Consider the following 20,139-nt stretch of genomic DNA (forward strand, 5'->3'; position numbering starts at 1 on the left):
ATTTACGGTGTAAGTACAAAAGCAAGATTTACCCCAGTCTCAACTCTTTGGGTAGGCTGTGGGGAACCCTAAAGCTTAACCAACCCTAAAGCGGCAATATCCTTTTTAAGGTTTGCTACCACATCTTCCACCCCTTCTTTGGTAAGTAGTGGGTTAATGGTACAAAACCTTAATACCGTTTTTCCATTTAAAGTGGTGGTGTAGTAAATGGCATCATTACGCTCAGTTGCCATCTCAGAAAGCTTATGGTTGATTTGATTCAGTTCTTCTTCGCTATGATGCTTATCAGTATAGCGTATATTAACGATACTGAGCTGGGCAGGAGAGACGATCTCAAAATAATCTTCTTGCTTAAATAGCGTCTCAAAGTACGCCGCATTGTCAAACCCGACATCTATTGCACGGCGCATCTCTTTTAGTCCGACACGCTGTAAGGTGTACCATAAGCGCATCCCACGAGCTGGAGCAGTGAGCTCAATACCCATATCCCAAAAGTTAATATTAGAGTCGTCAGACTTAATGTCTGTTAAGTATTCTGGGTTCTCATTAAAGGTACGAGCCATGGCCTGACGGTCTTTACAAATGACGACGGCACAGCCATAAGACTGGAATAGCCACTTATGTCCATCCCAGCTGATGGAGTCACTACGCTCAATACCATCTAACAACTCACGATGAGAGGAGAGCAATGCACTAGCACCATACGCCCCATCAATATGTAGCCACATATCATACGCTTCACTGATATCTGCTAGCTGATGTAGTGGATCTATGGTTCCCGTATTAGTTGTACCAGCGGTACCAACGATTAAAAAAGGAATATAACCGTCTTTTTTGTCTTGTTCGATTTGTCTTTTGAGGTCTTCTGGGATAATCTGAAAGCGCTCATTGGTTTTTACTTTACGAATGTTGGCATTTGGGATCCCCATCACTCGGATGCCTTTAGCAACGGAAGAGTGGGTTTGGTCTGACACATAAACTGTCCCTTTGTAGAGTTCGGTGTCTTTTAGTTTTTCATCACGAGCAACAATAGAGGCAGTTAAGTTGGCCATAGAGCCACCAGACACAAATAAGCCACCAAGCTCTTTGACTGGATAGCCGACTTGCTTACCCATCCAGTTAAGTAGTCTTTTTTCAGCGACTGCCATACCTTGGCTTAGAGTGTGGCTACCACCATAAGGTGAGTAAAAGGCATTAATCGTCTCACCGACTACTGATATTGGTGATAACGCAAGTGGAATAAATGAGAAGAATTTTGGGTTATTTTGCATCGTGCGGTACTTATATACCAAGTCACGCATATCTTGTATAACCTCATCAGCGGAGCGAGGTTCTTCCAAAAAAGGGATGTCTTTGATATCTTGCTGTTTGTCTTCTGGTAACGGATTGATAATGTCAATGTTCGCCACATTCATTTGTTCTTCTACCATGATAGGCATGATTTTTTGAAGGGTTTTTTCTGCTTCTCCCCATTGAAACAACGTAAAGTCATGGTTCGTTTTTGTCATAATTATTCGCCCTTATTTTTGTTGTGTACAGTTATTAGGGTATGTTTTTTATTTTCAACCTATCAAAATGACAGGGTGCAAATAAAAAAAACACGCCTTAGATAGAGGTAAAATTATAACGTATTAGTTTTTGGCTTTTGTTATGTGTTGTTGTTGTATATTTATGATACAGGAGTAGTTATGCGTTATTCAAAACTGGTAAAGTTAAGTGTGGTGGGATTGGCACTATTGCTTATTCCTAGACGCAGTAGTCGCCAGTCACAGCGTCAAGTTGATAATGGGGCTGACCGCAAGCCAGTTTCTAAATCATCTCAGTTCTCCAAAGCGCCTAAAACACAGTCTGAGCAATAGGATAATAAAGGCGGTACGGTGGGTTAAAGAGTAATAATCACACACTTTTTTAATATCTTGAGGTAATGATAGTATATTATGGCTAATGGTCAAAATAATCAGAGGATAGGACACAACGCATACTATCCATTAATCGACACCCATACGCACTTTGATGATTTTGTCTTTGATAATGATAGAATTGACTTGGCCACTTGTGCTTACGACTTAGGCTTACGTCACTTATTGTTAATAGGTTATCTGGCAAAATACTTTGACCGAATGCGGTTGACCAAGCAACAGTTGGCTGAGCAGTCAAAAAACGGCTTGTCAGTCCCCAAAGCACACCTTGCTTCGGGCCTGCATCCTGCTTATATCGCTCAACATACGGAAGCAGATTTAGAGCAGTTACAGCAGTTTTTGCAACGACATCCGCATCTGGCAATCGGCGAAATAGGCTTAGATACGTTTACAGCTGACCTAAAAACCAAAGAGTCGCTGGCAAAGCAGACACAGTTTTTTCAAGCGCAATTGGACATGGCAGTCGAGCATCAGCTACCCGTACTATTGCATATTCGCAAAGCCCACGCCGAGTCCTTGGCGATACTCAAGCAACATAAGTATGACGCACATCAACTTGGTGGCATCGCACACAGCTTTAGTGGCGGTGAGCAAGAAGCCAAAGCCTTTGTCAAACTTGGCTTTAAGCTTGGCGTAACAGGACAAGTGACCAATCCCAATGCCAAAAAACTACGCCGTGCCATTTGCACCGCAGTTGACGCTTATGGATTAGAGTGCTTGGTACTTGAAACCGACTGCCCTGATATGACGCCAGTGTGTTACCAGCAAGGACAGACGCCGACTCGCAATGTGCCTGCCAACTTGCCTGCTGTATTAGATAGCCTCAGTGAGCTACTTGAAGTAGAGACGTCCAAACTAGCCAAGCAAGTCTGGCAAAACAGTTGCGAAGCATTAAAAGTTGATTGGGCATATCCTGTATAATAAACTTTTTCAATTTTTGACTCATTTTTTCAAACCTATCGATAAGTATGCCGTTATGACCACATCTTCTGTTGACAACACCCAATACGACCGCCGTTTTAAGGGCACAAAGACCTTATATGGAGAACACAGCTTTCATAACTTTGAAAACGCCCATGTCATCGTCATCGGTGTTGGTGGTGTAGGTACTTGGGTTGCCGAAGGGCTGGCTCGCACAGCCATTGGTAAATTGACCTTGATTGATATGGATGTATTGGTCGCATCCAATGTCAACCGTCAATTGCCTGCGCTAGATAGCAGTTTTGGCAACAGTAAAATTGAAGAAATGGCCAAGCGCATCCGCCAAATCAACCCCAAAGCTCAGCTAACCTTGGTCGATGACTTTTTGACCACAGACAATGTGGCCGACTTATTACCCAGTCGTACACTAGCAAAACAAAGACAAGCTGACGGTGAAGCCACGATTATATTAGACTGCACCGATGATATGTCAGCGAAGCTAGCGATTGCATTACATTGCCGTTTTAACAAGCTAAAACTGATTTGTGCTGGTGGAGCAGGCGGTAAGACCGACCCATCACAGATTACAGTCAGCGACCTCAAAGACACCTACCAAGACCCCTTGCTGGCACGACTACGCACAAAGCTACGTCACGAGCATGGCATCAACACGCAGTTAAAACAAAAATTTGGCATCAAATGCGTCTATTCCACCCAACCACCCATCGTAAACAAATCAGCGGACGGCAGTGTTCAAACAGGCGGTTTACACTGCGGTGGCTATGGCTCAGCTGTGGCGGTCACCTCAGTGGTCGGCATGGTCATGGTCAGCGAAACACTAGCGCTACTGAGCAACAGCTGACCACACCCAAAAAAACAACAAAAAAGCAAAAGCAAAAAAAAGCTAGCCTCAACATCTGGAATATTACCACCGACCAAATATGCGTCTTCACATTCCGTATTTCTATCCACAGTGGCGCGCGCCTCGTCCCTCGGCGACAAGCGCCATGTTTTGCTTTTTGATGACACATTGACTTTTGATGACGCAAAACCTCAGGCCTTTTTTGTAAGGTATCAGGTAAGGAGTAAGTGGGACTTGTTAACATTTTACGTCTTAAACGCTTTACGTCTTGACCTCGACCTCTTTAAGGCAACGGCTTTTGTAACACCTTACGCTGTACCGACACTCTATCGATTAAAATGCTAGGCAACGCACAAAAGCGACCTGTCATCATATCTGCCAATACTTCAGCACAAATTGGCGCAAAAGCATAGCCCTTAGAGCCCATCCCACTTAGCGTCCAAATCAAACCGTCTTCATCGACCGACCCCACCAAAGGATGGTAGTCAGGGGTTTGCGCACGAATACCAACTCGTGCCTGCCAACCATCCCAACCCTTAAGCGAACTGTCAGCCAACACCTCTGCAAGCTCTGGAAGGGCAGTGATTAGCTTGTCATGATTGACTTGGTGTTCAGAGTCACGAATGTCCGTCTCTGTCTGATTGCGCACAAAGCTGGCACCCAACAAAAAGGTTGGCTTCTCTGGATGCACTGGGTTGACACGCTCATCGCCCGCAGTTGGCACAAATTGGGCGCAATAACCGCCATATTTTAGCGGCAGTTTTGGTAAACGCTCTAGCTGTTCGGCAGTCGGCTCAAACCAAGACAACTGACCACGAATTTTACGGAACTCAAAAATACGCTCATCTAGCGCTTTACTGGCAAAGGCGGCCGCAATAATCACTGCATCCGCTGTTAGTGGTGTGTGCTCACCACAAGTAAGCTGCACTTTGTCCGCAACTGTTTGATCAGGATGAGTGGAAATTGGTGTTATCTGATCTACATTTGCTTGCACAAAATCAATATTGGGATGGCTTAATACCTTATCGGCCAGCGCACGTGGATTGAGCAGTCCTGCTTGCGGTAAGTATAGGTTATGTTGCAAGTCTTGATGGACTAATCCGCTTAGTTGCTGTGCATCTTTATGGCTTAAAGTAGTGGCCATTTGCTGTGGATAATCAGCAATTTGTTCGATACTGACATTGGCTTTGGTCAGCAAATCTAAGGTGCCCACCGCACTAAATATGGGGTCATTTGCAGTCACAGTCGCACTGTCGAGCTGTCGATACAAGCGCTGGCTGTATAGATAGCCGATGCTATGTAAGTGCTCTGCCACATGCGCTAGCGGTGTCATCTTCGGTGCTAACAGCGCTCGTGGATTGCCAGAAGCGCCTGAGAGTGGGGCAGCTTTATCGAGTAAGGTAACTTGCAACCCATGTTGCGCCAAACTCCATGCTGCCATAAGCCCAGAAACACCTGCACCGATGACGGCGACTTGTTGATAGTCGTTTTTATGGTTATTGGGTTGGCTTTCTGCTTGTTGGCTCTCTAACTCTGATACAGACAGCTGTTGTGGATCAGGTTGATTAACGACGGCAGTAACCATTTCTCGTTTACGCCCAAAGCCTTTCACTTTATTGACGCTAAATCCTACGTCAGCCAACCCTCTTCTGACCACGCCAGCACTGCTAAAAGTCGCTGCTGTGGTACCAGTGGTAGACAAACGTGCGATTTGGGCAAAGACTTGCTGTGCCCATAATGATTCATTGCAAGATGGTGCAAAGCCATCAAGATACCAAGCGTCAATATAAGGCTGATGCTGTGATGGAGAGTCGGGGTGTATGGGACTTGTCGCAAGCTGCTGTAAGCTGTTCGCAGCATCACCAAGCCACAAGTCTAAGGTCACATCTGCTGCCAAGTGCAGGCGATGACAGCCAGCGATTAGAGTAGGATACAGTGCCAAGAGTTGTTCGATATAAGGCGTTAGGCTATTGTCCACTTGTTGCCAGCTGGCGAGGCTGCGACTCAGATCTTCATGAGTCAGTGGAAACTTTTCGGTACTAATTAAATGTAGATGCGGGGTTGGTGTGGTGTTTATCTGTTGTGCAAATGCTTGCTGTTCAGATGCTTGCTGAGCAAACTGCTGCTGAGTTTGGCGCCACAATTGCCAAGTTACCAATACGTTTAACCCTGTACCAAAGCCCAATTCGGCAATGGTAAAGTGTGATTTGTTACGACTGGCTATGAGCCGTGGCTGATCTTGGTTGTGATTATTGTCTTTATTAGAACTGTGTAGAGCGTTAGAGCTGTGTAGAGCGTTAGAGCTGTGTAGAGCGTTAGAACTGTATAGAGCGTTAGAACTGTATAGAGCCTGTTGAAACAGCTGCTCAAAGCGGGCTGGCAGGTTATTTTGTTCAACAAACACATAACGTGACTCTGCCAAACCATCGACCAAAGAATAGTAGACATCACCGAACAGATCAGAGACAGGTACCAAATGTCCTTGTTCGTCGGCACGCCATGACAGGCTTGCAGGGGTGATTACCTGTGTTTTGGTTGCTGAAGGTTGCATTTTTTTTGTCATATTCTTACTCTCCAACTCACAATTAATCAACAACAACCTACTACTATCTCTTAGCCATAGTACTATCTCTTAGCCATAGTACTATCTCTTAGCCATAGTACTACCTTTTAGCCATAGTGCTACACCTACCAGCGCTCACGGCGACTAAAAATAAAGCCACCCAACACCAAGCCCAGAATAAAAGACACAGCAACGGTTACCGCACCATACATAAACAGTTGCCCACTGCGCTCATTAATTAAGACATTGACTTGGGTTTCCAGGTCATTAACATCACGCTGTAACTGTGCATTACGACTCAATAATTCTTGATTGGCGGCAGATAGGTCCGCATCACTAGGTTGCATATTGCTAGCAAGACTGTCTGGATTGTCTAGCGCATTGGGCATATCAGCAGGGGCTTCAGGGTTAGCAGCACCGTTATTATTGGTATCGTCAGTTTGGTTAAAGGGGCTGGCAGCAGCTGGTGCTACTTGTGGGTCTGAAGCAGCTACATAGGTCTCGGTGACAGCCATAGCCGTCATTGGTATCAAGGTTGTGGTGCAAGCCAGAAGTAGCAGAGCAGCTAAGGGTTTGGCGGCAAAAGTTGAGGCTTTCGTAGCGAAAGTCTTAGCGGCAGCTGGTGCGCTATGAGTAGATTGAGCGGTGCAAGGCAAGCGAGTTGCAGGCATGGTGAGGGATTCCAGAATCAGAAAGTTGGCGTGGTTTTCAAATTTTTTAGCTTAGGGCAATACTTGGACAAAGGGGCGAATATCGACATGGCTATAAATACCAGCTTTTAAAAAAGGCTCTTCATTGGCCCAGTCTTGCGCTGCTTGCAGGTTATCAAATTCTGCCACAATCAAGCTGCCTGACATGGCATCAGCGCCATGTTCAATTGGGGTTGGGCCAGCAACAATAATTCGTCCTTCTGCCGCCAGTTGTTTTAAACGGGCGACGTGCTCAGGGCGGGTTTGTTGTCTAAGTTCAGTGGGGTTGGCAACCTCATGTCCAACAATCATAAAAGCAGGCATCGAATACTCCAGAGTAAGATAAAGGGGTAAGATAAAGGAATAAGTGAGATAATAAGGACACGCCCTAGAAGGTGCTATTTTTTTCGCGTGTTTTCGTCGGCAATCTCAGGATTCATGTGATTTTTTAACACCACAAACTGACCGATTAAGAAGATCAACATCACTGGAATCCAGCCCCAAGTTTTAAAGTTCACCCACGTTTCTTCGCTGGTGTGAAACGCAAAATAGTACTGCAAGATGGCCATAAAGATAAAGTAACCGGTCCAAGCATAGGTTAGTTTGTTCCAACCTGCTGGGGTTAGTTTGAATATGCTTTTCATCCCCATTTCTAATAAAGGTTTACCAAGGCCAACGCTAATCAAGAGCGCAATAGCAAATACCCCATTGATGACGGTGGATTTCCATTTTAAATAAATATCATCATGGAATAATAAGGTTAACCCACAGAACAAGACAGTTAACACCAAGGTAACGGCTTGTTGTTTGGTCAGTTTGCCTTTTTGGGTCACCATATGTACCGCTGCTACCGCCACCGTAGCAATCAAAATAGCGCCAGCACCGGCCAAAATACCTTGAGTTTTGGCCACAATAAAAAAGGCAACTAACGGAACTAAATCTAGCAATGCTTTCATAGAAATCACAATAATAAATTAAAAGAGGTAGGAGACTACTAAAGTCGATAGTTTACACGCCCTTAGCCTTAAAAAAAAGCCAAGGTCGCTGTTTTGATAGAATTGACGACAAGTGTTGCTATTATTTTCATATCAAAGGACTGTATAGAATTTATTTATTAGTTGCGTAAATGAATTCTATACAGCCCTAATAATTAAGCGTTACAATAGCATATAGAGTCGAATGAATAGAAAGCAACACAATAGAATATAAAACATGGACAAAATATAAAACATGGTTGATAGTAAGACACAGCAGTTAGTCAAAAACAGTCACGCCAATACCCTAGGCGATGGCAACCAACCCCATTCACAGTCGCAACACATTGCCCAACACGCAGGTGCCTATCAACGTATAGATCTACACAGTCACAGCACCTGCTCCGATGGCAGCAACAGTCCTACCCAGTTATTACAAAAGGCGCATGAGGCCAACATCGATATTTTTGCATTAACCGATCACGATACCTTGTCAGGGATTGCTGAAGCCAAAGCAGAAGCCGAGCGTTTGGGTATTACGCTAATTAATGGGGTAGAGATTAGCTGCCAGCACACGCTTACTGGCGGTTATGGCAAAAATAAAGAAAAAGACAAAATCATTCATGTATTGGGTCTAGGCTTTAGTGACTTTGAGCAAATGAATGCCACCTTAACCCATATTCAGACCAGTCGTGGCAACCGTGGACGCATGATTGTTGAAAAACTGGCTGAGCTGACTGATTTTGAGTTTGATGAATTGTGGACGGCAGTATTGGCCAAAGCCGATGGCAATGCTGATGCGGTCGGGCGAGCGCATATTGCCAAAGTGCTGTTAGAAAAAGAAATTGTACCAACCATGCAAAAGGCATTCGATAAATATTTGGCCGATAACAAAGCGGCTTATGTGCCCATTGAAACCTTAACCATGCAAGAGACGATTGAGCTGATTCATCGCTGTGGTGGCAAAGCAGTGCTGGCGCATCCAACTCGTTATAATTTATCAGCGACCCGAGTCCGCAAACTAATAGCTGAATTTGCCGAGCTTGGCGGAGATGGCTGTGAGTTACCGAGCAATGATGAACCCATTAGCAAACGTCGCATGATAGATCGTACGATTGCTCAACATGAGCTATTGGTGTCGATAGGCAGTGACTTTCATGGGAGTAGTATGCCTTGGCGTAAGCTTGGTGATGTGCCACGCTTAGCCGAGGGGCAACAGTTGGTGATTGCCGATATGTTCGAGAGCTGAGGGCTTAGCGTTTGCGAGTTTGGCTTTTGTTAATTTAGTGTATAAGGGCTTAGCCTTTAGTTTGTGAGCGCTAAACCATTCAAGTATTAATAATTTAACTGTCCAACTGCGCCACTAAATTGGCTAATACACTGGTCGCAAAGCTGCCAGTTGCTAGAGTGAAATCTAAAACAAGGGTATTATCCATCTCATCCCATGACCAGTTTAATTCACTCACGGGGAGGCGTAGAGCTCGGCGCATGGTCTTAATCTGTTTGTTATCTAAGCCCTGTGCCAGTCGCTGTAAAATAGGGTCATCATTGACAATTTTCTGTTCTAACGCTTGAGCCTCTGCACTGACTTTATCATTGTTAATACCCCATAATGGCCCGGTAGGGTGAATGTCGCCGCTGGCGAGTCTGTCGTGTATTTCTTGATCAATCTGTGCAACCGTAAACACCGAGCCTGAGCCATCCAGATTAAATACATCACCTGCAAGTGCCGTATTCCAACTGCCGTTTGTCACCCGTTTGGCAAGGATTTGGTTAAAAATAGCACTGCGCGCAGAGGATAGCAGTAAAGATTGCAAATCACGGCTTTTTTTCGGATGCGGTTTGCGCCCATGAATGGTACCTTGCTCAAACCATTCCAGCGCAGTGGCAATATTGCTGCCATTACGCCCAAAACGCTGTTCACCAAAATAATTGGGCACACCTTGGGTTTTTATTGTCTCTAACATGCTGTCAACCGCTTGCTTGTCTGCAAATACTAACTCTTGTAAGCGAATCAAAAAGCGGTTGGCTTTATGCGCCCCTTTATGTAGCTTTTTGCTGTGCCAAACTTGCTTTAATACTTCAAGCGCCTCTAACGAACTATCATCAGCAGTATTGTAAGCCGTAGACCGGTTTTGATAAATAAATTCGGCAAACCCCATCTTTGGCAATTCACCTTTGGGAATGCGTAAGCTAAACCATTGGGTAGTCACTGCTTGACGGTCTTTAAGCCCAGAGTAGCCAACGTCACGGTTGGGTATTTTTGCCCATTTTGCCAATTGCTGTGCCACAAACAAGGTGTTCATACTGGTCTTTTTAATCAGTAACCACAAATGCTCACCCTCGCCACTTAAATCGATATCTAATACCTCATCGACCTGAAAGTCACTGGGCGTTTGTTTAAATGAGGCGCTAGCAATCGGTGCTGGGTAGGGCTGAGGTAAATTGCCAGTATTTGTTAATTTGCTAATTTGGCTTTGTGTAATGTCAGGAAACTGAGTGGTATCAATAGGCTGTTGATTCTGATGCTGGTGTTGATTTGCTTGGTCGATATTGGTCATAAAAGGCTCTAAGAATAATAGATAAAGAGTAGAGGAGTTAATCTAGAAGAGTTAATCCTGCTAGTTTAAACTAAAATGGGGTTAAATTAGGTAAGTGTATTTACGTTAATGCTATTTTTATTTGATAAGAGTCAATGTTTTAATAGGCATCTATATTATTAATCTTATTTTGGAGCCATTATGTCTCATTCAGATTTGTTCTTACGTCAAGCCACTGCCGAAGATGCTGATGCCATCGTTGAGCTGCTAAATTTGACCTTTCGTAGTGATGTGGGTTGGACCAATGAGTCGAGTTTGGTCGCTGGTATTCGCACCACAGTGGCAGAAATCAAGTCGATTTTGGCAGATCCAAACAATTACTTCTTTGTTTATCCAGAGCTTATAGCAGAGAGTACAGAAAATGAAGAAACCGGTAAGCTATTAGCGTGTATCTCGGTCACTTTTAAACCTGAGTCTAACAGTGCCTATATTGGCTTATTTGCGGTAGATCCAAGTTTGCAAGGTCAAGGCATGGGCAATCAAGTATTGCAAGCAGCAGAGACTTTCGCAACCCGTCATTTAGGTACTGACAGTGATAAGGTACGCCTAACCATGAGCATCTTGTCGCAGCGCCCAGATTTGCAAGCCTATTATGAGCGCCGAGGCTATCAGCTGAGTGGCAACAGCCAGCCTTTCCCAGTTGATAGCAATAATGGTGAGCCTAAGGTTGCAGATTTACGCCTATTAGAGATGGTGAAGCTGGCCGAATAATAAATCTTAGCGGCTAAAACATATCCGGCTCATTAAAGTGATTGGTGGTCACAAACATCAGCATAAACAGTAATACCATAGCAAACAGCAGCACCAGCAGCGTTAATAACAAATAGTTTGAGGTAAAAACATCTGAGCCGGTGAGCAGCAGAATAAACGCCAATAACGCAGAGCCTAAGCTAAACATAGTCAATATATGTTTGCCAATCTTGATCAGCCATCTTAGCGGATAAACGTAGGAGCCAAGGGTCATCAGCAGCACAGGTAGCATGGGCGCAAGCCAAACCAGCGGTGTAATATCACCAGCTTCGGGTACCAGATAATCAAGATTGTTAGTGAGTTCAAGCGTCCAAGGTAGGATGGTGGTAAACAGTATTAGGCAAAAGGCACTCATCCAAAGGATGTGCTTTAAATGAGCCGGACGCATAAAGCTAGTCAGCGCCAACAGTGCGCTACAGCCAGCAAGATGGGCGCCGTAATAATGATTAAAGAGTGTCCCAGTTACAGCCACATAACCAGCCGCATCATTAGCCATATAACCAGCCACATAATCAGTAACAGGTATATAATCAGCAATCACGTTATAACCAGCAGATAAAACCCATAACAGCAGACTGATAGCCGCCCAGCCAAAACGAACAGTTTGACTGAGACTATTATATTCTGGATTTATCAAATAACTCACGTGCAGCTGCCAGTACAAATAGGTCAGGCTTAGCACAGTCACTACACCGATATAATCATATAATGCCGAGTGGTAAGGAAATATCAGGGCTAAACTGGAAATGACCGCACCCACACCCAGCGCAATAAATACAAAGTCTGTCCACCGAACCATTCCCAAGGGTGTTAGGCGCTGCTTTAATATCAGCAGTTGTGGATAGTTTAATTGTTTATTATCTATGGCATCGCCGGCGGTCTTAGACAGCATATCCTCTTGTAGTGCATTGATCTGATCATTTAACTCAGGCGCTGATATCGGGAACCAAAGCCGTTTAAAAAACTGCCAACGGTCGGGTGCTTTTCCATAAGGCAGGCCAAAATTCCAATATTGATATACCACAGGGTATGCTTTGGCCATGTATTTTTGAAACTGAAGTTTATTGATAAAGTGAGTGCTGGCGCAGTAGCCTTCCTCGACCTGCTGTAGTAAATACCAAGGGTATTCTGGCTGCTGCCAAACATTAAAATATTGATGCCAGTTAAACTGAGATTTGGCCAGCGTATAAGCATTGGGATAGGCTTTAAGATGGTCATCAAAAAAGATAATCAGCGCTTTTTCATAATCCTCTAGCGCATCGAGTGGCAGCTCGGTAAGTTGCTTAAACTGTTCGGTTAAGCAACGGGTTAGTTGGGTGTCGATGTCAGTATGTTTATCTTTTGCGTCTTCGTTTTCGTCCTCGCTCAAGCCAGCGTTAATACAGTGCTGCCACTGCTGGTGCCATTCGATTAATTGTTGCTGTGCTTGCTGTAATACATTGCTATCTTGGTCACTGCCTTCAGTGGACTCAAAAAGCTCAGTAGTCTGAAAATAGTAACTATTACCCTCAATCACTAGGGTCAACTTATCAATAACTTCCTCATTAGAGGTCGCTGACAATTCTACAGTGTGTGCTAGGTCAAATTTAGATTCGCCATAGAAAATTTCATTATCAGCGTTGTCTGTATCTTTATCCCCATGATAATCAAAGCTGTTCTTGTTTGTCTCCCAAAGCAAACGCTCATCCAATGCCTGCTCATAAGCCTCGCGCAGCGCACGAAAGCCAGCTGGGTTTTTATCTGGCTTATTGTCTCTTAGTTTAAGCGCATAGGCCTTTTTAATTGTTTTTTCATCAGCGGTGGGCGCTATGCCTAGGATATCCCAGCAGGTTTCAGTCATGTTTGCTACTCAAGCAGGTCAGAGGTAAAGGCGGTTAAGCTATTTAAACGATTAAAACCACTCATCTTTTTCAAACTGGTCTAAGCTTTTTTGTAATTCACTACTGGCCTGACGGATTTTAATCTCATCTTGCGCATCAAGTACTGATTCATACCAGCCAATCAGGCGTGCCAATTGCTCACGTTCAAAGCCAAGGCGCTGGGTATATAAGCGCTCAGCTCGAGCCAGTAGATTACGGTTTTTGGCTTGATCACGCGGATGAATCTTTAATTGGCTAAGCTTTTTTCTTGAGCGCTGCATTTCAGCATCGTCAATGTGCCTGGCACCATTTTGAATCACCAAATTATAGGTCTCAGCACTGTCTTCCACGTCGATATCGACTTCTAGCAGCCCATTGACATCATACGAAAAACGCACATCAATGGGTAATTGCTTGGCTTTTCCCCAGTATTTGGCCGGTAGTTTGATGCTCATTTCACCGATTTTAATATTATCTTGGATTAAGCGTGCCTCACCTTGATAAATATTAAACAGCACCTCGCTTTGGCGATCTTGCATCGGATAAAAGGTATGCACTTTGCTGGTCGGTATCACAGTATTGCGCTCGATAATCGGTGCAAATACGCCGTGTTGATACTGATTATTACCCAGCTCGATACTGGTATCGACGCCCAATGAGTAGGGGGACACATCAGTCAAAATCACATCATCCAGCGCAGCATCTTCTGCAACCAAACCTGCCTGAATGGCAGCACCGATGGCAATGGTTTCATCTGGGTTTAGACCGACTGATGGAAATCGACCAAGCAGTCGGGTCATCAGTTGACGAAATAAGGGCATGCGTGTGGCACCACCGACCAAGACCACATCGTCAAGCTCTTTAATACGCAACTTGGCATCACGTACCGCACGCTCAATCGGCTGCCGAAAGCGTTGTAGCAAAGGTTCGGCCAGCGCTTCATAAGCACTGGCAGTGACTTGCCACTCATAAGCAGTGTCATCAAGAGTTAAGCGCAGTGTGGTGCTGTTGTTGCTGCTCAGTTCGCGTTTGCCATTTTCAGCAACCGCATACAGTAGTGGTAGATGTGGCTGCCAAAAATCAGCATTTAGCTTGGCGTCGATAGTTTGTTGATGGGTGATAAAGCCATCGATGAGTATTTGAGTAAAATCCTCGCCGCCAAGGGTGTTGTCACCGGCGCTGGCACGCACTTCCATAATGCCCGAAAACAGCTCTAATAAGGTGACATCAAAGGTACCACCGCCTAAATCTAGTACCAAAAATTTACGATCATTACCGCTCTCATGTAAGCCATAGGCCATGGCGGCAGCGGTTGGCTCGTTAAGTAGGCGACGCACATTTAGGCCGGCTAGCTGGGCGGCACTTTTGGTGGCTTGACGTTGGTAGTCATTAAAATAAGCAGGTACGGTAATCACCGCATCGGTCACTGCACAATTTAAATAGGCTTCTGCATCCGCCTTGAGCGTACTTAACAGCAAAGAAGACAGCTCTTCTGGGCTAAATTTATGTTGGCCTTGCCCTGCTGCCAGATTGAGACGGTAGGTTTTTTGACTACCCATAAAGCGTTTAAAGACGCTGGCGGTTTGTTGTGGATGGCTAATCAGGCGTTCTTTGGCAGCTTGACCAATTAAAATGGTGCCGTCGTCCTCAATACTAACCACAGAGGGGGTAAGAGGGCGCCCCAAGGCATTTGGAATAAGGGTTGCTTGCTCGTCTTGCCAGATAGCCACTAGACTGTTGGTGGTGCCTAGATCGATACCGATAATTGGGGAGGATGTGTTGCTCACGGATTAGTCCCTATTTTTTGTTGTATTATCTATTTTGTTGTATCTATGCTGTGTGTTGTCGCTGTTTATTGGTTATTATTAAGGCTTTAGTTTCCTGAGAAGACGTTAGCGCTAAGCCAATATTATAGTCAAATTTAAACCATAACCGCAGCTTAAAATCGCTCATCCAAGGTCTGTAAGTTATATTTAATCGCCTCAAAGCAGATATTGGGCTTAAAACCTCGATATTGTAAAAAGCGCAGTTGCCGAGCTTTGATTTTTGGCTCGGTTGGAATCTCATCGCCATATTTTTTGACACGGGCTTCGACCGCCAAGCGCAGCCAATCCACGCCGTCAACCAGCTCGTTATCAGACAGCACATCGACAAAAGCTTCATTGTCATCCATCGCCATGTCAATCAGTTCATCGATATTGGTCGGCATATCGACTTTACGTTTATAAAAGTCATTTTTGATACGCACTCGCCCATAACGCTTGCGGATACCTTCACGGATAAGCATGATGGCGGTGCGATAGTCGCTTTGATAGCCTTTTTCACGAAACTCTTCTAACAGCGCATCAATTCTCTCAGGGTCTTGCTCTTTGGCAATCAGCTTGTCTTTTAGCTCTTGCGCTGAGTGTTCACGGCGAGACAGGTAATAAAAGGCGAGCCAACGCAGTCGGCTTTCGGCTTTGATCGCTTCTTTTTCGGCTTCTCGTTGCTCAGGCGTTTTTAGATACACCTTTAAGGCTGCTGGCAGATTGTCAATTGAGCTATCTGTTGATGAGTTGTCTGTTGGTGAGTTGTCTGTTGAGCCCTCAAGTGAGCTGTCTGTATTGGGCGCTGTATTTAACTCTGAATCAAGTTTAGTGGTTTGAACTTGCTTGGTTTCCGCTTCCGCTTTTACCTGTGCCAATAAGCTTTTAATACTATTGGGATCGACTTCTTTGACCGGATCTGCCAGTCCTATCTTTGGCTGATAGGGTGAGGCTGGGTGAAACTGCTTTTTCTTTTTCGATTTGCGGCGTTTGCTGTTTGTTGTAGATGAGGTGGCTGCTTCTGATATGAACCCATCAGCGCTGTTTGGTTCCACATTATCTAAGTTATCTAAGTTATATAAGTTATCTAGATTATCAGTCGTTGTATTGGGTGAGGTATAAGGATCATCGCTTAAACGGGACGCAGGACGATGCCGAGCAGCAGATGACTGTGCCTGATTTGTTTGATGGCTGCGGTATTGCTGATGTTCGATTCGCCCAGTCTTTTTCTGCTTTTTGGGTTTGTTTTGTTTAGGGGCTTTATCCGAGTTTTCAGCGAGGATTTGTGCAAGTGTTTTTATCTCCATTTTTTGTCAGCCCAAAACTAAAAAAAATCTTAAATGAAAAAACCTTCAATATGAAAGACTTAAATTTATAAGCCTCTTAAACCAAAGTCGCTTAAACCAAAAAGGATGAATACCTGCTAATCATCAAGTACTCATCCTGCCTAAGGCCATTAAATTAAATCATTATTTAAGCTTCTGGCGTTGATGCAGTTTCAACTTCAGCTGCCTCTTCTTCGTTACCCTCAGCTTTTGGAGTTGCCAGCTTTTCGGCACGGATTTTGGCTTCGATTTCTTCAGCAATGTGTGGGTTGTCTTTTAAGAACAATACAGAGTTGGCTTTACCTTGACCGATTTTTTCATCGCCATAGCTATACCAAGCGCCTGCTTTCCCAACGACGCCGATTTCAACGCCTAAGTCGATGACTTCCGCTAAGTGGTTGGTGCCTTCGCCATAGGTGATCTCGAACTCTGCTTGACGGAATGGCGGTGCCATTTTGTTTTTAATAACTTTGACTCGAGTTTGGTTACCAATAATTTCATCACCGCTTTTCACTGCACCGATACGGCGAATATCTAATCGAACCGAGGCGTAGAATTTCAGGGCATTACCACCGGTTGTGGTCTCTGGTGAGCCGAACATAACGCCAATTTTCATACGGATTTGGTTAATAAAGATAACCATACAGTTTGAGCGCTTGGCGTTACCTGTGATTTTACGCAGCGCCTGACTCATTAAGCGGGCTTGTAGCCCCATGTGGCTGTCGCCCATTTCGCCTTCAATTTCGGCACGTGGGGTAAGTGCTGCCACTGAGTCAATAACGATCATATCTAGCGCTCCTGAGCGCACCAACATATCGGTAATCTCTAGTGCTTGCTCACCGTTATCTGGTTGTGATACCAATAACTCATCGGTATTGACGCCAAGTTTACGGGCATAAATTGGGTCTAGCGCATGTTCAGCATCGATAAAGGCACAGGTACCGCCTTGCTTTTGACATTCGGCGATGGCTTGCAAGGTTAGGGTGGTTTTACCCGAGCTTTCAGGGCCGTAAATTTCAATAATACGTCCCTTGGGTAGACCGCCAATACCTAGAGCGATGTCTAGGCCAAGTGAGCCAGTTGACACCACATCCACATCTAAGGCGGCAGAGTTATCCCCTAAATGCATGATGGTGTTTTTACCAAATTGTTTTTCGATTTGACCAAGTGCCGCTTTTAGCGCTTTGGCTTTGTTGTCGTCCATAATAATATCCTAAGAGAAGTGATTTGGTTTTATGAAATAAGAAAGTCAGTCAGATTATAAAATTAGTAAGTTTATGAGGTTAATAAGATTATAAAGTTAATAAAATTATAAAGTTAATGAGAGTATAAAATTAAGTGTTTGCTTGATAATTTGTCGTGTGCTGTTAGTAACAGATAGTAAGTGGTAAGACTAAATTTTTTATGTAGTATGATTAATAAACATAACACATATTATCGATAAAAGTATCTATGCAAGAGAGAAATAAATGAGAGTTTAACCGGTTGCCACTGCTGTTATGGGGTAACCGTATTGAGGTGATAAGTATAACAAATCTGGCCATATTGGATAGGGCAAGTATCACAATACTCGACAACTGCTGTCGCGTTATTCTGATATTAAACCATAAAAAAGCCAGTCATGAGGTAGCGACTGGCTTTTTGCTGTCATCCTATTTTAGGACGAGAGATACAAAGGATGGCAACAACAGTGTGTATTGATTTAGCCGTTTATCAATTAATAAATCAATCTATCAGTTTATAAAGCAACTGATTAACTCATTAACCAATTTATCAACTAACTAATAAAGCAACTGATTAAGTGATCAAAACAGCTTAATAGCTTTTGATAAGACCACAGCCGATACGTCCTCCAGCATTACCTGTTGGCTGACTGGTATAGTCGTCTGCACCAGCATGAACGATAAAGGTACGATTATAGACACTACCTGGTGCTGTTTGTGAAACTGAAATACCTTTTTTGACGAAGTTCATGGTACCTACACCATTAGCATCAGCAGTAACGTTTGGCAGATCACCAGCATGGCTTTCAGAACTACTTGGATGACCATGTGGCTTATTATAAGGGTTAAAGTGACCACCTGCAGCATTACCCATATCAGCACAGCTGCCTTTTTCATGGATATGGACTGCAACCGTAGATCCAGGAGTTAGGCCTCTTAGCTCGCCAAATACTTGAACACCGCCATCGACAGGGCGCAAATACATATCTCCTAGGTGTTGTGCACTGCCATCAACGGTATAGATCTGTGATTTTAATACGGGAAGCTTATTCTCAGCTATATCAGGGTTTGCGGTAGTTTGACACGCTGATAGTGCGATAGCAGAGGCCAGTAAAGCACCAGTGGCAAGTAGTTTTTTCATTGTATGCTCCTTAAGTTAGGTTTTGATGGGTGTTAAGTGTTATTGGAATAATCAAAGTAGTGAATAACTAAAATAGTGAAATAACTCAAATAGTGAGTCGTTAAATAAAATAATGAGTAGCTAAAGCAATAAACAGCTAAGCGGTTAAATGACTCATTATTTATCGAGACAATCATAAAATGTGTCAGTTTTTCACCGCTTTGTTGGTTATTATTATCGAGTTATATATATGCTACCTATCTGTTTAGTATAGGCAGTCTCATTTACTTTATCAATAGTAGACAATGGGTTATAGTCGGCGAAATACTAAACGCGGTGTCTCGCTAAGCCTACATTTGTAGTACTTGCGCTCGGTAGCCTTGTAACCATTTTAGATTTCTTTAGGTGTTCACTTTTGTATCGTCATTTTTATCTTTTTTACCTATGAATGCGATGAGATGAGTAAGGCAAAAAAGCCGAATCAGCCGAATCTGGTAAATCAGGTGAATCAGGTGAGTAGAGTTGTGAGTAATAGGGTAGCCATAATTTGAGCAACAAAAAAACCGCTCAAGTAACTCTTAAGCGGCTTTTATCTCTAACTGATTTGTATAAAAAACAATCGTGGTGCTGCCATAAATGACAGACCTACCTTAGCTGCGTAGTGCCTTAGTTGACTTGGTGGTGTCAACCGCAACTTTTGCAGGATTAAGCGGTTTTGGCATGGATACCAACGCTTCTTTAAGCACCTCGTCAATGGTTGAGACTGGCTGAATAGTCAAGCCTTCTTTAACATTATCAGGAATATCAACCAAATCACGCTCGTTAGACTCAGGTATCAATACATGCTTAATGCCGCCACGATGCGCAGCCAGTAGTTTTTCTTTTAAACCACCAATACGCAATACCTTGCCACGTAAGGTCACCTCACCTGTCATCGCAATGTCGGGACGAATCGCAATGCCAGTCAAGGCAGACACTAAGGCTGTGGTCAATGCAATACCAGCAGATGGTCCATCTTTTGGCGTTGCACCCTCAGGCATGTGAACGTGTATGTCTTTTGACTTGAACGTCTCATAGTCCACGCCCAGCATATCACCACGGGCACGCACCACACTCATCGCCGCACGAATCGACTCCTTCATCACATCACCCAATGAGCCGGTGTAAACCAACTCGCCTTTGCCCGGCATGGTGATGGCTTCGATAGTAAGCAGCTCACCGCCAACGCTGGTCCAAGCAAGACCAGTGACGCGACCAATTTCAGGTTTTTCTTCAGCCAAACCAAAGTCGTATTGATGCACACCCAGATAGTCACTGATGTTTGTATTATCAACAACCACGGTGTCAATTTTGGTCTTTTTCGAGGGCTTGACGCCATACTTTTCAACCGATTCACGCACCACCTTACGGCAAATTTTATTGACCTCACGCTCAAGGTTACGCACACCGGCTTCACGGGTATAGCGCTGAACGATGCTATGTAGAGCCTCTGGGACGATTTCGATTTCGTCATTTTGCTGTCAAGATCC

Annotated in this window: 16 protein-coding genes and 1 pseudogene; 5 read left to right on the top strand and 12 right to left on the bottom strand. The window is 44.2% G+C overall.

Translation table 11 applies throughout. From position 1 onward, the window contains the following. Nucleotides 1-68: 68 nt before the first annotated feature. Nucleotides 69-1,508, bottom strand: coding sequence for a pyridoxal phosphate-dependent decarboxylase family protein (locus H140_RS0108700; protein WP_019673273.1), 1,440 nt, complete (start codon nt 1,506-1,508; stop codon nt 69-71). A 180-nt stretch (nt 1,509-1,688) separates the two neighbouring features. On the opposite strand from H140_RS0108700, the gene H140_RS15895 reads away from it, so the two are divergent. From H140_RS15895 to H140_RS0108715, 3 genes are all read left to right on the top strand, one after another. Then, nucleotides 1,689-1,859, top strand: a complete 171-nt coding sequence (locus tag H140_RS15895) for a hypothetical protein (RefSeq protein WP_019673274.1) — start codon at nt 1,689-1,691, stop codon at nt 1,857-1,859. 78 nt (nt 1,860-1,937) lie between these two features. Then, nucleotides 1,938-2,840, top strand: coding sequence for a TatD family hydrolase (locus tag H140_RS0108710; RefSeq protein ID WP_019673275.1), 903 nt, complete (start codon nt 1,938-1,940; stop codon nt 2,838-2,840). Nucleotides 2,841-2,895: 55 nt separating this feature from the next. Continuing rightward, complete coding sequence (locus H140_RS0108715) at nt 2,896-3,702, top strand: tRNA threonylcarbamoyladenosine dehydratase (protein WP_019673276.1); 807 nt, start codon at nt 2,896-2,898, stop codon at nt 3,700-3,702. Nucleotides 3,703-3,985: 283 nt separating this feature from the next. On the opposite strand, the gene mnmC is transcribed toward H140_RS0108715, so the two are convergent. The 4 genes from mnmC to ispZ all read right to left on the bottom strand — a co-directional run bounded on the left by mnmC (nt 3,986) and on the right by ispZ (nt 7,910). Then, nucleotides 3,986-6,265 (bottom strand): FAD-dependent 5-carboxymethylaminomethyl-2-thiouridine(34) oxidoreductase MnmC, encoded by a 2,280-nt coding sequence (gene mnmC, locus H140_RS0108720; RefSeq protein ID WP_019673277.1) that lies wholly within the window; start codon nt 6,263-6,265, stop codon nt 3,986-3,988. 125 nt (nt 6,266-6,390) lie between these two features. Then, nucleotides 6,391-6,936, bottom strand: a complete 546-nt coding sequence (locus tag H140_RS16250) for a hypothetical protein (protein WP_019673278.1) — start codon at nt 6,934-6,936, stop codon at nt 6,391-6,393. A 51-nt stretch (nt 6,937-6,987) separates the two neighbouring features. Next, on the bottom strand, nt 6,988-7,278 hold the full coding sequence (locus tag H140_RS0108730; RefSeq protein ID WP_019673279.1) for a YciI family protein: 291 nt from the start codon (nt 7,276-7,278) through the stop codon (nt 6,988-6,990). A gap of 74 nt (nt 7,279-7,352) precedes the next feature. Then, the gene (ispZ, locus tag H140_RS0108735) at nt 7,353-7,910 is read right to left on the bottom strand and encodes a septation protein IspZ (RefSeq protein WP_019673280.1); all 558 of its coding nucleotides are present in this window, start codon (nt 7,908-7,910) and stop codon (nt 7,353-7,355) included. 274 nt (nt 7,911-8,184) lie between these two features. Between ispZ and H140_RS0108740 the strand changes: the two genes are divergently transcribed. After that, nucleotides 8,185-9,177: a PHP domain-containing protein gene (locus H140_RS0108740; RefSeq protein WP_019673281.1), complete on the top strand. Its 993-nt coding sequence runs from the start codon at nt 8,185-8,187 to the stop codon at nt 9,175-9,177. A gap of 94 nt (nt 9,178-9,271) precedes the next feature. On the opposite strand, the gene truD is transcribed toward H140_RS0108740, so the two are convergent. Further along, the gene (gene truD / locus H140_RS0108745) at nt 9,272-10,489 is read right to left on the bottom strand and encodes a tRNA pseudouridine(13) synthase TruD (RefSeq protein WP_019673282.1); all 1,218 of its coding nucleotides are present in this window, start codon (nt 10,487-10,489) and stop codon (nt 9,272-9,274) included. A gap of 180 nt (nt 10,490-10,669) precedes the next feature. Here truD and H140_RS0108750 point away from each other — a divergent pair, with 180 nt between their 5' ends. Continuing rightward, nucleotides 10,670-11,239 (top strand): GNAT family N-acetyltransferase, encoded by a 570-nt coding sequence (locus tag H140_RS0108750; protein ID WP_019673283.1) that lies wholly within the window; start codon nt 10,670-10,672, stop codon nt 11,237-11,239. Between the two features lie 13 nt (nt 11,240-11,252). On the opposite strand, the gene H140_RS0108755 is transcribed toward H140_RS0108750, so the two are convergent. The 6 genes and pseudogenes from H140_RS0108755 to H140_RS16500 form a co-directional block, all read right to left on the bottom strand. Beyond that, entirely contained in the window at nt 11,253-13,118 is a 1,866-nt protein-coding gene (locus H140_RS0108755) for a J domain-containing protein (RefSeq protein WP_019673284.1), read from the bottom strand. Between the two features lie 51 nt (nt 13,119-13,169). After that, complete coding sequence (locus H140_RS0108760; protein ID WP_019673285.1) at nt 13,170-14,924, bottom strand: Hsp70 family protein; 1,755 nt, start codon at nt 14,922-14,924, stop codon at nt 13,170-13,172. Between the two features lie 152 nt (nt 14,925-15,076). Continuing rightward, nucleotides 15,077-16,249 (bottom strand): regulatory protein RecX, encoded by a 1,173-nt coding sequence (locus tag H140_RS0108765; RefSeq protein WP_019673286.1) that lies wholly within the window; start codon nt 16,247-16,249, stop codon nt 15,077-15,079. 166 nt (nt 16,250-16,415) lie between these two features. Continuing rightward, entirely contained in the window at nt 16,416-17,471 is a 1,056-nt protein-coding gene (gene recA / locus H140_RS0108770; protein ID WP_019673287.1) for a recombinase RecA, read from the bottom strand. A 611-nt stretch (nt 17,472-18,082) separates the two neighbouring features. After that, the gene (locus tag H140_RS0108775; RefSeq protein ID WP_019673288.1) at nt 18,083-18,631 is read right to left on the bottom strand and encodes a superoxide dismutase family protein; all 549 of its coding nucleotides are present in this window, start codon (nt 18,629-18,631) and stop codon (nt 18,083-18,085) included. Nucleotides 18,632-19,260: 629 nt separating this feature from the next. Then, nucleotides 19,261-20,118: pseudogene (locus H140_RS16500) on the bottom strand (S16 family serine protease); the annotation flags it as partial. Nucleotides 20,119-20,139 lie beyond the last annotated feature (21 nt).

The sequence above is a fragment of the Psychrobacter lutiphocae DSM 21542 genome (genome assembly GCF_000382145.1).
Classification (GTDB): domain Bacteria; phylum Pseudomonadota; class Gammaproteobacteria; order Pseudomonadales; family Moraxellaceae; genus Psychrobacter; species Psychrobacter lutiphocae.